General features: G+C 61.8%; 8 protein-coding genes. 1 reads left to right on the forward strand and 7 read right to left on the reverse strand.

Going from position 1 to position 15490, the window contains the following annotated elements; translation table 11 throughout:
- Nucleotides 1–164: 164 nt before the first annotated feature.
- From fusA to rpsL, 3 genes are all read right to left on the reverse strand, one after another.
- On the reverse strand, nt 165–2288 hold the full coding sequence (fusA, locus tag AB2B41_RS21855) for an elongation factor G (protein ID WP_367879950.1): 2124 nt from the start codon (nt 2286–2288) through the stop codon (nt 165–167).
- Nucleotides 2289–2365: 77 nt separating this feature from the next.
- The gene (gene rpsG, locus AB2B41_RS21860; protein WP_367879951.1) at nt 2366–2836 is read right to left on the reverse strand and encodes a 30S ribosomal protein S7; all 471 of its coding nucleotides are present in this window, start codon (nt 2834–2836) and stop codon (nt 2366–2368) included.
- Between the two features lie 88 nt (nt 2837–2924).
- Nucleotides 2925–3296, reverse strand: coding sequence for a 30S ribosomal protein S12 (gene rpsL / locus AB2B41_RS21865; protein WP_367879952.1), 372 nt, complete (start codon nt 3294–3296; stop codon nt 2925–2927).
- Between the two features lie 327 nt (nt 3297–3623).
- On the opposite strand from rpsL, the gene AB2B41_RS21870 reads away from it, so the two are divergent.
- On the forward strand, nt 3624–4442 hold the full coding sequence (locus tag AB2B41_RS21870) for a putative rhamnosyl transferase (RefSeq protein ID WP_367879953.1): 819 nt from the start codon (nt 3624–3626) through the stop codon (nt 4440–4442).
- Here the strand turns inward: AB2B41_RS21870 and AB2B41_RS21875 are convergent.
- From AB2B41_RS21875 to rpoB, 4 genes are all read right to left on the reverse strand, one after another.
- Nucleotides 4431–5297: a DMT family transporter gene (locus tag AB2B41_RS21875; protein WP_367879954.1), complete on the reverse strand. Its 867-nt coding sequence runs from the start codon at nt 5295–5297 to the stop codon at nt 4431–4433. The two genes, AB2B41_RS21870 and AB2B41_RS21875, sit on opposite strands and share 12 nt — an antisense overlap.
- Entirely contained in the window at nt 5298–6107 is an 810-nt protein-coding gene (locus AB2B41_RS21880; protein WP_367879955.1) for a glycosyltransferase, read from the reverse strand. It abuts the gene before it with no gap.
- A gap of 184 nt (nt 6108–6291) precedes the next feature.
- Entirely contained in the window at nt 6292–10536 is a 4245-nt protein-coding gene (gene rpoC / locus AB2B41_RS21885; protein WP_367879956.1) for a DNA-directed RNA polymerase subunit beta', read from the reverse strand.
- Nucleotides 10537–10632: 96 nt separating this feature from the next.
- Complete coding sequence (rpoB, locus tag AB2B41_RS21890; protein WP_367879957.1) at nt 10633–14772, reverse strand: DNA-directed RNA polymerase subunit beta; 4140 nt, start codon at nt 14770–14772, stop codon at nt 10633–10635.
- Nucleotides 14773–15490 lie beyond the last annotated feature (718 nt).

Below are 15490 nucleotides of genomic sequence, written 5' to 3' on the forward strand. Positions count from 1 at the left end.
GTCTTGCCGTGGTCAACGTGACCGATCGTGCCGATGTTCACGTGCGGCTTCGTGCGTTCAAACTTTGCTTTTGCCATTTTGTGGCTCCTTTACTTCTTTCTTTTGGGGTGGAGGGGGCCTCCACCTTACGGGGTTGTAAGGTGGGCGCATCGCCCACCCCTAAATCATGCGAATTTGGCCTGGATCTCGTCCGAGATGTTCTGCGGCACGGCTTCGTAGTGGTCGAACTGCATGGTGAAGTTCGCGCGACCCGACGACATCGACCGCAGGGTGTTGATGTAGCCGAACATGTTGGCCAGCGGCACGAAGGCGTCGATGGCGATCGCGTTGCCGCGGGTGTCCTGACCCTGCACCTGCCCGCGGCGGGAGGTAAGGTCACCAATGATTCCGCCGGTGTATTCTTCGGGCGTCACCACCTCGACCTTCATGATCGGCTCCAGCAACTTCGCGCCGGCCTTCTTCATGCCTTCACGCATACCCATGCGGGCCGCGATTTCGAAGGCGAGAACGGAGGAGTCCACATCGTGGAACTTACCGTCCACCAGCGCCACCTTGAAGTCGATCACGGGGAAGCCCGCCAGCGGACCGCTATCCATCACGGACTTGATGCCCTTTTCCACGCCCGGGATGTATTCCTTCGGCACGGCACCGCCCACGATGCGGCTTTCGAAGGAATAGCCTTCGCCGGGCTCGGTCGGCATCAGGATCATCTTCACCTCGGCAAACTGACCGGAACCGCCGGACTGTTTCTTGTGGGTGTAGGTGATCTCGGCTTCCTTCGAGATCGTCTCACGGTAAGCCACCTGCGGTGCACCGATGTTCGCCTCGACCTTGAACTCGCGCTTCAGGCGGTCGACGAGGATGTCGAGGTGCAGTTCGCCCATGCCCTTCATGATGGTCTGACCGGATTCGATATCGGTCTCCACGCGGAAGGAGGGGTCTTCTGCCGCCAGACGGGCCAGACCGGCGGACATCTTTTCCTGGTCGGCCTTGGTCTTGGGCTCAACCGCGATCTCGATCACCGGATCGGGGAAGGTCATGGTTTCCAGAACAACCGGGTCCTTTTCGGAGCAGAGCGTGTCACCGGTGGTGGTGTCCTTGAGACCCGCCAGCGCGATGATATCGCCCGCGAAGGCCTCTTCGATTTCCTCGCGGTTGTTTGAGTGCATCATCATCATCCGGCCGACGCGCTCTTTCTTGCCCTTGGTGGAGTTGAGCATGCTGTCGCCCTTCTTGAGCGTACCGGAGTAGATGCGCGTGAAGGTCAGCGAGCCCACGAAGGGGTCGTTCATGATTTTGAACGCAAGGCCCGAGAAGGCCATGTTGTCGTCCGCGCGGCGGGCGACGTTACGCACTTCTTCCTCGTCGCCGGGTTTGAAGCCCATGTAGTCGACCACGTCGAGCGGGCTCGGCAGGTAGTCGATCACGGCGTTCAGGAGGGGCTGGACGCCCTTGTTCTTGAAGGCGGAGCCGCAGAGGACGGGGATGAACTTGATCGCCAGCGTGCCCTTGCGCACGAGCTTGCGCAGGGTGTCCACGTCGGGCTCGTTGCCTTCGAGGTATTCCATCATCGCGTCATCGTCCATCTCGACCGCGGTCTCGATGAGCTTGGCGCGCCATTCCTCGGCCTGATCCTTGAGGCTGTCGCGAATCTCGCGCTGCTCCCAGGAGGCGCCGAGGTCTTCGCCGGCCCAGACCCATTCCTTCATGGTGATCAGGTCGACCATGCCCTCGAGCTCGTTCTCGGCCCCGATCGGGATCTGGATGGGCGCGGGGGTCGCACCGGTACGGTCCTTGATCATCTTCACGCAGTTGAAAAAGTCCGCACCGATCTTGTCCATCTTGTTGACGAAAACGATGCGCGGCACCTTGTAGCGGTCGGCCTGGCGCCAGACGGTTTCGGTCTGCGGCTCGACACCGGCGTTGGCGTCCAGCACGGCCACCGCACCGTCGAGAACGGCGAGCGAGCGCTCGACCTCGATGGTGAAGTCCACGTGGCCGGGGGTGTCGATGATGTTCATCCGGTACTTGGTGTCGGAGGTGCCGTCATTCGTCGGCTCTTCCTGGCGCTGCCAGAAAGTGGTCGTCGCAGCGGAGGTGATGGTGATGCCGCGTTCCTGTTCCTGTTCCATCCAGTCCATGGTGGCCGCACCGTCGTGCACCTCACCGATGTTGTGGGACTTGCCCGTGTAGAAAAGGATGCGCTCGGAGCAGGTGGTCTTGCCGGCGTCGATATGCGCCATGATGCCGAAGTTGCGGTAGCGTTGAAGCGGATAGTCGCGTGCCATGGGGAGGTGTCCTCAGAGGTCTTGCGTTAAAAAGGGTCAGGGGCCGCGCGGATCGCGGCCCCGATCTTGTGTCTCGATTACCAACGGTAGTGGCTGAATGCCTTGTTGGCATCGGCCATCTTGTGGGTGTCCTCGCGCTTTTTCACGGCAGTGCCACGGGACTGGACGGCGTCCAGCAGCTCGCCTGCGAGGCGCTCTTCCATGGTGTTCTCGTTGCGGGCGCGCGATGCCTTGATCAGCCAGCGGATCGCCAGGGCTTCGCGGCGCTCGGGGCGAACCTCGACCGGGACCTGGTAGGTGGCACCACCCACACGACGCGAGCGGACCTCGACCGAGGGTTTGATGTTGTCGAGCGCTTCGTGGAACACTTCCACGGGGGCGCGCTTGATCTTGTCCTCGACGCGGGACAGGGCGTTGTAGACGATGCGCTCTGCGACCGACTTCTTGCCGTCGATCATAAGATTGTTCATGAATTTGGTCAGAACGAGATCGCCATACTTGGCGTCGGGCAGAACTTCGCGTTTTTCTGCGGCGTGGCGGCGTGACATTTCGTTGTCTTCCTCTTGCGTGCGGGGGTGGAGCGGGGCTCCACCTTACGGAACATGGGTAAGGTGGGCGCATCGCCCACCCGTCGGGTTACTTCGGACGCTTCGCACCGTACTTGGAGCGGCGCTGCTTGCGGTCCTTGACGCCCTGCGTGTCGAGCACACCGCGCAGGATGTGGTAGCGCACACCGGGAAGGTCCTTCACACGGCCGCCACGGATCAGGACGACGGAGTGTTCCTGCAGGTTGTGGCTTTCACCCGGGATATAGGAGATCACCTCGAATCCGTTGGTCAGGCGCACCTTGGCGACCTTACGCATAGCGGAGTTCGGTTTCTTCGGCGTCGTGGTGTAGACGCGCGTGCAGACGCCGCGCTTCTGGGGGCACTGCTCGAGGTGGAGCGATTTGGAGGTCTTGCGTTTTGGCTGCCGCGGCTTGCGGATCAGCTGCTGGATCGTTGGCATTCCGGTTCTTCCCGTTCTGTCTCACATCAGGTGCAATGGGGCGCGCCCAATGCGGTTAAAATTTCGCTGCCTTGTCTTGGACAAAGCAAATACACCGCGACGTTCCCGTACCGAGGTGAACGTGGCGGTGGGGCTACAGAGGACCGGATCAGCATTAGACCGGGTCTTGACCACTAAAGTTATGATTTCGAGCAACAGGGCCTCCCCCGTCGTCGAGATAGCGGGCGTATAGGGGATGCGCAGGAGGGTGTCAACAGCCCTGCCCCGGCTTGCGTGGTTGATTGCATCCTGCAATTCTGGTGAGGGTTACAACGGGCGGTCCCATCCATGCAAACCATCGGCATCTGCCGTTTTTCCTATCCCGGCGAGGGCGGTTTCCAGGTCGAGCACGGCTCGTTACAGGAGCGGATGGATTACCTCTATGCCCCCGCGCGCATGGCCGAGCGTTTTGCCACCTTCGAGACGATGATGCTGCCGCCGCTCAAGGCCCAGACGGACGGCGATTTCACGCTGCTGATCGTCGTGGGCGAAAGCCTGCCCCCTGAACACCGGGACCGGCTGGAAGCGGCAGTGGCGGACATGCCGCAGGCGGTGATACGGGCCTATCCGCCGGGGCCGCACCGCAAGGTGATGCAAGAGGCGATCAACACGGTGCGGCGGTTCGATGGGGAGCCCTGTCTGCAGTTCCGCATGGACGATGACGACGCGGTGGCCCGTACCTATGTCGAGCGTCTGCGCGCGGCGGCGAGCGACGTTCTGCCGCTTGCGGCCAGGCACCGGCATGTCGCCATCGACTTCAACCAGGGTTTCATCGCGCGGCCTTCGGCGCAGGGGCTCGCCGTGACGCCGACCACCGTGCCTTACACCACCGCCGCCCTGGCGCTGATGTTCCAGCCAGACTTGCGGCTTTCGGTGATGAATTTCGCCCATGCCAAGGTCGCGCAGAAAATGCCGACGCTGACCTTCAGCGGCGAGGACATGCTGATCCGGGGCCATAACGACCATAACGACAGCCGCCAGAAACCGGGCGTGCGCGCGCCGCGCCTCACGCCGCTCGATCCGGCGGGCAAGGCGCATTTCGAGAGGACCTTCGCGATCGATGCCGACGCGGTCGCGACGGCCTTCAGGGCGGTCTCACCGCCCTGAGAGCTTGCGCTCGCGGTAGAAGGTAAACACGCCCGTAGTCACCACGATGACGGCGCCGATCTGGGTCAGGAGGCCCGGCCATTCGCCGAACACCAGCCATCCGATGATCAGAGCCCAGATCAACCCCGTGTAGCGGAAGGGCGCGTTGAACGACACGTCGCCCACGCGCATCACCTGGATCGAGCAGAAATAGCCGCCCATGATGAAGACCGCCGAGCCGACGATCATCAGCCCGGTATCCCAGTCGATTGCCACCCAGTCTTCCGTCAGGGAGGCGAGCCCCGCCGCCACGGCGACAGATGCCGCTGTCATGAACGTCACGGACATGCCGGGCACCCCCGGAGACAATCCGCGCGTGAGAAGATCGCGCACCGTTACGCCGATCACCGCAAAGAGCGCATAAAGAGACCAGACATTGAAGCCCTCGGCACCGGGTTTGACGATCAGCAGCACCCCGAAGAAGCCCACGGCGATGGCCAGCATACGCCGCCAGCCGACGGTTTCCCGCAAGATCAGCGCGGACGCGAGGGTCACTGCCAGCGGCACCACCTGCATGATCGCGGTGAGGTTTGCCAGCGGCATATTGAAGAGCGCCTTGAGAAAGCAGTAGGCAACGATCACCTCTGCGGCGGCGCGCAGGAAGATGAGCCCCCAATCGCGCCGGCCGAAACGGAAATGCAACACGCCCAGCCGGTTGCGCGTGGCCAGGATCAACCCGCAAGTGATCAGGCTGCGCACGCAGAGCAACTGGAACAGCGGCACCTCACCCGCCGTCAGCTTGAGCATCGTGTCGTTCAGCGTGAAAAACGCCATTGAGGCCATCATCAGCAGCGCGCCCGCCGCGTTCGGTGACATTCAGAGCCCTTCCAGCATTTCAGGGGTCAGCCCGAAGCCGTCCCAGAGGATACGCTTGATCCCCTTCGCCCGAAGGGTGCCCGCCCTGCCCTGCGGGCTCGCCGAGGAATCGTTGTCCTCGTGGACGGAGCGTATCCACATCGGGCGGCCGACCTCGGTATAGCAATCGTAGTATTCGACAAGGTTGCGGTGGTTGCGGCGGAAGACGGTGGCGTGATCGCCCTTGGGGGCGACCATCGCAAGCCCGATGCCCAGCGGCGCGCGTTCGTACCATTCGGTGATCGGCCGATCGGCATCGGGATCGAGGTAAAGGCCGCGATTGAAGGCGATCACGAAGGGCTTCTTGTCAATGCGCGTGGGCAACATCGCCTCTGCCACGGACCTGATCCGCGCGATGGTCTGGCGGTGCATGCCATCGTCGTCGTCCTGCCGGAAGGTCGCGATATGGGTGGCGCGCGGGTCATCGGGCAGCGCGTTATAGGCGGATTTGACCGCCTGGATGTGGACCATCGGCGGCAATGCCACGATGCGCATGGGCGAGAATTCTGCCACGATCTCTTCCAGCCGCACGCGCCACGTGTCGGGAAAGCTGTCACCGATCAGCACCGCGCAGGTGAAATCCGTGTCGTCCTGTAGCGCCATGGTGTGAAAGGCAAGCCGTTCGAACAGGCGAAACCGCCGCTCCAGCCGCTTTGGGTCGTAGAGCACTTTTGCGCGTGCCGACAGATCAGGTGCGGATTTGGCAAAGCCGTTCTCGGACAGGTACGAGAACCGCATCAATCCCTTGATCTGTACTCTTGGCGTCGTCACTGCTTCCTGCCTCTGCTGAGCCACGCTAGGGGAAATTATCGCCCGACTAAAGAGCGATCATGCGGCAGGCCGCAGGAATGTCCGGCGGCAGCCCCAGCAAGGCAACGAAAGCGGAAAGAATGAAAAAGCCCCCGCAACAGTGCCGTTGCGGGGGCTAGCATTTTTCAGAAAAGCGAGCCTGTCGTCAGTCCCGGCTTTCCTCTTCGATGATCGGCTGGTCAAAGACGTCACCGCCGACGAAATCGTCATTCGCAGCGGGCGCTGCCAGCGCTGCTGCAGCTTCCGCCTCTTCGCGGCGCGCCTCGATCACCACATTGTCACGCTCTTGCGCGATGCGGCGCATCTTCATGGTGGCACCACCGGTGCCCGCCGGGATCAGACGGCCCACGATGACGTTTTCCTTGAGGCCGACCAGCTTGTCCTTCTTGCCCTGAACCGAAGCCTCGGTCAGCACGCGAGTCGTTTCCTGGAAGGACGCGGCGGAGATAAAGCTGCGGGTCTGGAGCGACGCCTTGGTGATGCCCAGCAGGATCGGCTCGCCCTTGGCCGGGCGGCCGCCCTTCTTGAGCGCCTTCTCGTTGGCGGTGTCGAACTCGATCTTGTCGACGTGTTCGCCCTTGAGAAGCGTGGTGTCGCCGGATTCCTGGATCTCCCACTTCTGGAGCATCTGGCGCACGATCACCTCGATGTGCTTGTCGTTGATCTTCACACCTTGCAGGCGATAGACGTCCTGAACCTCGTCGATCATGTACTCGGCCAGCGCCTCGACACCCAGGATCGACAGGATGTCATGCGGGGCCGGATTACCGTCCATGATGTAGTCGCCCTTCTGGACGAAGTCACCTTCCGCAACCGGGATGTGCTTGCCCTTGGGCACCATGTACTCGACCTTGTGATCCGGATCTTCGGAGCTTTCGATCGCGATGCGACGCTTGTTCTTGTAGTCCTTGCCGAAGCGGACGTAGCCGTCGATTTCCGCGATGATGGCGTGATCCTTCGGGCGACGCGCCTCGAAGAGTTCGGCCACACGCGGCAGACCACCGGTGATGTCCTTGGTCTTGGCGCCTTCACGCGGGATACGCGCGACCACGTCACCGGCCTTGATCTCGGTCCCGTCCTCGACGGACAGGATCGCGTCAACGGACATCGGGTAGGTCACCGGGTTGCCGGCATCGTTGCGCACCGGCTCGCCGTCCTCACCGACCAGGATGATCTCGGGCTTCAGCTCGTTACCCTTGGGTGCGGCACGCCAGTCGATCACGATCTTCTGGGTCATGCCGGTGGCGTCGTCGGTCTCGTCCCGGACGGCGATGCCGCTGACCAGATCGACGAACTTGGTCGTACCGGAAGCCTCGGCGATGATCGGCAGGGTGTAGGGATCCCATTCGAAGAGCTTGTCGCCGCGCTTGACCTTGTCGCCTTCCTTGACGAACAGCGTGGTGCCGTAGCCGACCTTGTGGCTCGCGCGTTCGACACCGTCGTCACCCTTGATGACCAGCTTCATGTTGCGGCCCATCACGATGATCTGGCCCGCCGCATTCTCGATGGTCTGGGCGTTCTCGAAGGCGATGGTGCCTTCCTGCGACGCCTCGAGGAACGACTGCTGGCCGCCCTGCGCCACACCGCCGATGTGGAAGGTCCGCATCGTCAGCTGCGTGCCGGGTTCACCGATGGACTGCGCCGCGATGATGCCGACAGCCTCGCCCTGGTTGACCAGCGTGCCGCGTGCAAGGTCGCGACCGTAGCACATCGCACATACGCCTTCCTCAGCCTCGCAGGTCAGCGGCGAGCGGATGCGCGCGGACTGAACGCCGGCCTCGTCGATGGCGTCGGACATACGCTCGTCGATGAGCGTGCCTGCCGACACCAGCACCTCGTCGGTGCCCGGCTTGACGATGTCGTCCGCCGCGACGCGGCCCAGCAGACGCTCGGCCAGCGAAGAGACGACTTCGCCATCGTTCACGGCAGCTTCAGCGGTGATCGCCGCCTCGGTGCCGCAGTCGAGCATGCGCACGATGCAGTCCTGTGCGACGTCCACGAGACGGCGGGTCAGGTAGCCCGAGTTCGCCGTCTTCAGAGCGGTATCCGACAGACCCTTTCGGGCACCGTGGGTGGAGTTGAAGTATTCAAGAACGGTCAGGCCTTCCTTGAAGTTCGAGATGATCGGCGTCTCGATGATGTCACCGTTCGGCTTGGCCATCAGGCCGCGCATCCCGCCCAGCTGCTTCATCTGGGTAACCGAGCCCCGGGCACCGGAGTGGGCCATCATGTAGACCGAGTTCGGCTCCATTTCGGCACCGTTCTCGTCCTTACGCTCGGCCGAGATCGAAGCCATCATGGCGTCGGTGACCTTGTCGTTACACTTCGACCAGGCGTCGACCACCTTGTTGTACTTCTCACCCTGTGTGATCAGGCCGTCCATGTACTGCTGTTCGAAATCCTTGACCTGCTCGCGGGTTTCCTCGACGAGGTCCCACTTGCTGTCGGGGATCAGCATGTCGTCCTTGCCGAAGGAAATCCCGGCGCGGAAGGCTTCGCGGAAGCCCATCGACATGATCTGGTCGCAGAAGATGACGGATTCCTTCTGACCGCAGTAACGGTAGACGGTGTCGATGACCTGCTGCACCTCTTTCTTGCGCAGCAGACGGTTCACGAGGTCAAACGGGGCCTTGGCATTGAGCGGCAGGAGCGCACCCAGACGGACGCGTCCCGGCGTCGTCTCGTAGCGCTTCATCACTTCGTTGCCTTCCTCGTCGATTTGCTTGATCCGCGCGGTGATCTTGGCGTGCAGATGCACCTCGCCCGCATCAAGCGCGTGCTGGACCTCTTCAACGGTTCCGAAGATCTTGCCTTCGCCCTTCATGCCCTCGCGTTCGAGCGTGGTGTAGTAAAGGCCAAGGATCATGTCCTGAGAGGGAACGATGATCGGCGCGCCGTTGGCGGGCGACAGAACGTTGTTGGTGGACATCATCAGGACGCGCGCTTCAAGCTGGGCTTCCAGCGAGAGCGGAACGTGCACGGCCATCTGGTCGCCGTCGAAGTCGGCGTTGAAGGCCGAGCAGACCAGCGGATGCAGCTGGATCGCCTTGCCTTCGATCAGCACCGGCTCGAACGCCTGAATGCCGAGGCGGTGCAGCGTCGGCGCACGGTTCAGCATCACCGGGTGTTCGCGGATCACTTCGTCGAGGATGTCCCAGACTTCCGGACGCTCTTTCTCCACCAGCTTCTTTGCCTGCTTCACGGTGCTGGACAGGCCCTTGGCCTCCAGCCGCGAGTAGATGAAGGGCTTGAAGAGTTCGAGCGCCATCTTCTTGGGCAGGCCGCACTGGTGCAGCTTCAGTTCCGGGCCGGTCACGATAACCGAACGGCCCGAGAAGTCGACGCGCTTACCCAGAAGGTTCTGGCGGAAGCGGCCCTGCTTGCCCTTGAGCATGTCGGACAGCGACTTCAGCGGGCGCTTGTTGGCACCGGTGATCACGCGGCCGCGACGGCCGTTGTCGAACAGGGCGTCAACGGATTCCTGCAGCATCCGCTTTTCGTTGCGGACGATGATATCCGGCGCGCGCAGCTCGATCAGGCGCTTCAGACGGTTGTTCCGGTTGATCACACGACGGTAAAGGTCGTTGAGGTCGGAGGTCGCAAAGCGGCCACCGTCCAGCGGCACCAGCGGGCGCAGTTCCGGCGGGATCACGGGGATCACGGTCAGGACCATCCACTCCGGGCGGTTGCCGGATTCGAGGAAGCTCTCAACCACCTTCAGGCGCTTGATGATCTTCTTGGGTTTCAGCTCGCCAGTTGCTTCCTTGAGCTCTTCGCGCAGCTGCTCGGCCTCGGCTTCGAGGTCGATGGCCGCCAGCATTTCGCGGATCGCTTCGGCACCGATGTTCGCCGTAAAGGCGTCCATGCCGTAGGCGTCCTGCGCGTCCATGTACTCTTCTTCGGTGAGCATTTGGCCGTATTGCAGGTCGGTGAGACCCGGCTCAATCACGACGTAGTTCTCGAAATAGAGCACCCGCTCAAGATCGCGCAGGGTCATGTCCAGAATCAGGCCGATGCGGGACGGCAGCGATTTCAGGAACCAGATGTGCGCGACGGGCGAGGCCAGTTCGATATGGCCCATCCGCTCGCGGCGGACCTTTTGCAGGGTCACTTCAACGCCGCACTTTTCGCAGACGACGCCGCGATACTTCATGCGCTTGTACTTGCCGCACAGACATTCGTAGTCCTTGATCGGGCCAAAGATGCGCGCGCAGAAAAGGCCGTCACGCTCGGGTTTGAACGTGCGGTAGTTGATCGTCTCGGGCTTTTTGATCTCGCCGAAGGACCAGCTCAGGATACGCTCAGGGGACGCAAGCGAGACCTTGATCTCGTCGAAGACCTTCTGCGGGGTGAGCGGGTTGAACGGGTTGTTTGTCAGTTCCTGGTTCATTTTCAAATCCTTGAAAGGGGTGCGTATGGGTGAAGCTGGGACCCGATCTTTTCGAAAAGATCGGCCCGGACTTTCTGAAAAGTCCGGGGCGCGCCCTTATTCATCCTCCTCCGCATCCAGGAGTTCCATATTCAGGCCGAGGCCGCGGACTTCCTTGACGAGAACGTTAAAGCTCTCCGGGATACCCGCTTCGAAGTTATCCTCGCCCTTGACGATGCTCTCGTAGACCTTGGTCCGGCCCGCCACGTCGTCCGACTTGACCGTCAGCATTTCCTGCAGGGTGTAGGCGGCGCCATAGGCTTCCAGTGCCCAGACCTCCATCTCCCCGAAACGCTGGCCACCGAACTGCGCCTTGCCACCGAGCGGCTGCTGGGTGACGAGGGAGTACGGACCGGTCGAACGCGCGTGGATCTTGTCGTCCACAAGGTGGTGCAGCTTCAGCAGGTACTTCACGCCCACGGTCACGGGGCGCGCGAACTGCTCGCCCGTGCGGCCGTCGAACAGGATCGACTGACCGGAGGAATTGAAGCCGGCGCGCACCAGCGCATCGTTCACATCCGCTTCCTTTGCTCCGTCGAAGACCGGCGTTGCGATCGGCACACCGCGCGTCACGTTCGAGGCCGCCTCAACCAGCGTCTCCTCGTCCATGTTGGCGATGCCTTCCTCGTAGACGTCCTCGCCGTAGGCGTGGCTCATCGCCTCGCGCACCGGGGTCAGATCGCCGGAGCGGCGGTATTCCTGCAGTGCCTCGTCGATGTTCACGCCCAGACCGCGTGCGGCCCAGCCCATGTGGGTTTCAAGGATCTGACCGACGTTCATACGCGAGGGCACGCCCAGCGGGTTGAGGCAGAAATCGACCGGCGTGCCATCCGCGAGGAACGGCATGTCCTCCATCGGGACCACCTTGGAAATCACACCCTTGTTGCCGTGACGACCGGCCATCTTGTCACCCGGCTGCAGCTTGCGCTTCACCGCGACGAAGACCTTGACCATCTTCATCACGCCCGGGGGCAGATCGTCGCCGCGACGGACCTTTTCGACCTTGTCGTCGAAACGGGCGTCGAGGGCACGCTTCTGGATCTCGTACTGCTCGTTGAGGGCTTCGACGATCTTGGCATCGTCCTCGTCCTCAAGGGCCAGTTGCCACCACTGACCACGGGTCAGTTGCTCGTCCAGCAGTTCCTCGGTGATCTGGCTGTTGGCCTTCACACCCTTCGGACCCTTCACCGCGACCTTACCCAGGATCATCTCGCGCAGGCGCGCGTAGATGTTCCGGTCGAGGATCGCCAGTTCATCGTCCCGGTCACGGGCCAGACGTTCGACTTCCTCACGCTCAATCTGCAGCGCACGTTCGTCCTTTTCCACACCGTGGCGGTTGAAGACACGCACTTCGACGACCGTGCCGAAATCGCCCGGCTTGACGCGCAGCGAGGTGTCGCGCACGTCCGAGGCTTTCTCACCGAAGATGGCGCGCAGAAGCTTTTCTTCCGGCGTCATCGGGCTTTCGCCTTTCGGGGTGATCTTGCCCACGAGAATGTCGCCCGGCTCCACATCGGCGCCGATATAGACGATGCCCGCCTCATCGAGGTTGCGCAGCGCTTCTTCACCGACGTTCGGGATGTCGCGGGTGATTTCTTCCGGCCCCAGCTTAGTGTCACGGGCGGCGACCTCGAATTCCTCGATGTGGATCGAGGTAAAGACGTCATCTCGGGAAACCCGCTCGGAGATTAGGATGGAGTCCTCGTAGTTGTAGCCGTTCCAGGGCATGAAGGCGACGACCACGTTCTTGCCGAGGGCCAGTTCCCCCATGTCGGTTGACGGACCATCTGCAATCACCTGACCCTTCTGCACCGTGTCACCCACCTTCACCAGCGGACGCTGGTTGATGCAGGTGTTCTGGTTCGAGCGCTGGAACTTGCGCATGCGGTAGATGTCCACGCCTGCGTCGCCCAGCTCGAGGTCCTCGGTGGCCCGGATCACGATACGCGCGGCATCGACCTGGTCGATGATGCCCGCCCGCTTGGCCATGATCGCGGCACCGGAATCCCGCGCCACGACTTCCTCGATGCCCGTGCCCACAAGCGGGGCTTCCGCCTGCAACAGCGGCACCGCCTGGCGCTGCATGTTGGAGCCCATCAGGGCGCGGTTGGCGTCGTCGTTCTCAAGGAACGGAATCAGCGAAGCGGCGACGGAGACCAACTGCTTGGGGCTCACGTCGATCAGGTCGACGCTTTCCACCGGGGCGAGGGTATAGTCACCCGACTGGCGGGTATTCACCATCTCGTTGATGAACTTGCCGTTCTCATCCAGCGTCGCGTTGGCCTGCGCCACCGTGTGGCGCATTTCCTCGGTCGCGGACATGTAGTGTACTTCGTCCGTAACCTGGCCTTCCTTGACCACGCGATACGGCGTTTCGATGAAGCCGTACTTGTTCACCCGCGCGAAAGTGGCGAGCGAGTTGATCAGACCGATGTTCGGCCCTTCCGGCGTCTCGATCGGGCACATCCGGCCATAGTGCGTCGGGTGCACGTCACGCACCTCGAAGCCCGCACGCTCACGCGTCAGACCGCCCGGCCCAAGCGCCGACAGACGCCGCTTGTGCGTCACTTCCGACAGCGGGTTGGTCTGGTCCATGAACTGGGAAAGCTGCGAAGAGCCGAAGAATTCGCGCACGGCAGCGGCGGCAGGCTTGGCGTTGATCAGGTCCTGCGGCATCACCGTGTCGATCTCGACGGAAGACATACGCTCCTTGATTGCACGCTCCATGCGCAGCAGGCCGACGCGGTACTGGTTCTCCATCAGCTCACCGACAGACCGCACCCGGCGGTTGCCGAGGTGGTCGATGTCGTCGATGTCCCCACGCCCGTCGCGCAGATCGACCAGCGCCTTCACACAGGCCACGATATCCTCGCGGCGCAAAGTGCGCATGGTGTCGGGCGCGTCGAGATCGAGGCGCATGTTCATCTTGACGCGGCCCACGGCCGAGAGGTCGTAGCGCTCGGCATCGAAGAACAGGGTGTCAAACAGCGTGGATGCGGCCTCGACGGTGGGCGGCTCGCCCGGGCGCATGACGCGGTAGATATCCATGAGCGCGGTGTCGCGGTTCATGTTTTTGTCCTGCGCCATGGTGTTGCGCATGTAGGGACCGACGTTGACGTTATCGATGTCGAGGATCGGAATGTCCGTATACCCCGCGTCGATCAGCTCCTTCGCGGTGCCGCCAATGAGCTCGCCGTCCTTGTCGTACTCCAGCGTCAGCTCATCCCCGGCCTCGACATAGATGGCGCCGGTTTCCTCGTTTATGATGTCCTTGGCGGCGAACTTGCCGTTGATGTGGTCGAAAGGCAGCAGGATTTCCTTGACCTCGCCCTCATCGATCAGCTTTTTCACCGCGCGCGGCGTGACCTTCTTGCCCGCCTCGAAGAGCACCTCGCCGGATTTCGCATCCACGATGTCATAGGTCGGCCGCGTGCCGCGCACGCGTTCGGGGAAGAAGGGGGCCACCCAGCCCTTCTTTTTCTTCAGCTTGTAGGTGATCGTCTTGTAGTAGGCGTCCATGATCGCCTCCTGGTCCAGCCCCAGCGCATAAAGCAGGGTGGTCACAGGCAGCTTGCGGCGGCGGTCGATGCGGGCAAAGACGATGTCCTTGGCGTCGAACTCGAAATCCAGCCAGGAGCCGCGGTAAGGGATGATGCGGCAGGCGAACAGGAGCTTGCCAGAGCTGTGCGTCTTGCCCTTGTCGTGATCAAAGAACACGCCCGGAGAGCGGTGCATCTGGGACACGATCACGCGCTCGGTGCCGTTCACGATGAAGGTACCGTTGGGCGTCATCAGGGGCATGTCGCCCATGAAGACGTCCTGTTCCTTGATGTCCTTGACGGATTTCGCACCGGTATCCTCGTCCACGTCAAAGACGATCAGGCGCAGCGTCACCTTGAGCGGCGCGCTATAGGTCATGTCGCGCTGCTGGCATTCCTCGACGTCGTACTTGGGCTTTTCCAGCTCGTACTTGACGTATTCCAGCACGCTCGTTTCGTTGAAGTCCTTGATCGGGAAGACCGACTGGAAGACGCCCATGATCCCCTCGCCGTCCGTCGGCTCGGGCTGATCGCCGGAGTTCAGGAACAGGTCGTAGGAGGACTTCTGAACCTCGATGAGGTTCGGCATGTCCAGCACTTCGCGGATTTTGCCGTAGTATTTCCGAAGACGTTTTTGGCCGAGGAAGGTCTGTGCCATACGGATTTTATGCTCCATCTTTGTATGCTCGCGCAGCGGTGGGGCAGGCGCGCGCGCGCCGTCAAAGATTGAAAAGACGATCTATACCTGCACACCGGCCCAAAGGTGCGCGCCCGATCGTGATCTTTCCTAAAAAACCGCTCTCATGGGTCCGGGGCGGCTTTTTGCGAAAGATTGGAGGGGGTTATGTGGTGGCCTGCTCCTGCCTTATCTCGCGACGCAAAAAGCCGGGCGCGAATCATCGCTCCCAGCGGATGAAGGGATATAGGGGGTTTGCGGGGGGAGCGCAAGGGGGGTGGGCTGTGCCTTGCGTTTGGGGAGTGTGGTGGAGGAAGGGGGGGTGCGTCAAGGGGATTGTACTGCCGCGTGGCGCAGGAGGCATAACACGGTTCTCCTCGATCGTCGGCTAGACGGACTGCAAGATGACGAACATATTGCTTTGATGCGAACCGGAAAGTGAATTTCGATACAGTGACCGTTGCAACCAATACGGTCTTAGTGCTCTTGTCATGAGGCGAAAGAAGAAAGGTGAGGTTTCATGACAAGATATAGTTTTGATGAGAAACCCCGTACAGAAATCGTGTATCAGGAAGCAGCTGTTCCAGAGCAGATAATAGGTGGCACATATTCATGCCTCATAGGGGCTTTGTTGCACAAATCCCGCTAGGGATTCATCTCGCGAATCCAGCATGATAGCTGGAGGGCATGAGCAGTTGGG

This window comes from Sulfitobacter sediminis (assembly GCF_040811725.1).
Taxonomy (GTDB): domain Bacteria; phylum Pseudomonadota; class Alphaproteobacteria; order Rhodobacterales; family Rhodobacteraceae; genus Sulfitobacter; species Sulfitobacter sediminis.

Bases quoted from the DNA above. Each gene is read 5' to 3' on its own strand.
- fusA (WP_367879950.1), bottom strand. From the start codon at position 2,288: ATGGCACGCGACTATCCGCTTCAACGCTACCGCAACTTCGGCATCATG.
- rpsG (WP_367879951.1), bottom strand. From the start codon at position 2,836: ATGTCACGCCGCCACGCCGCAGAAAAACGCGAAGTTCTGCCCGACGCC.
- rpsL (WP_367879952.1), bottom strand. From the start codon at position 3,296: ATGCCAACGATCCAGCAGCTGATCCGCAAGCCGCGGCAGCCAAAACGC.
- AB2B41_RS21870 (WP_367879953.1), top strand. From the start codon at position 3,624: ATGCAAACCATCGGCATCTGCCGTTTTTCCTATCCCGGCGAGGGCGGT.
- AB2B41_RS21875 (WP_367879954.1), bottom strand. From the start codon at position 5,297: ATGTCACCGAACGCGGCGGGCGCGCTGCTGATGATGGCCTCAATGGCG.
- rpoC (WP_367879956.1), bottom strand. From the start codon at position 10,536: ATGAACCAGGAACTGACAAACAACCCGTTCAACCCGCTCACCCCGCAG.
- rpoB (WP_367879957.1), bottom strand. From the start codon at position 14,772: ATGGCACAGACCTTCCTCGGCCAAAAACGTCTTCGGAAATACTACGGC.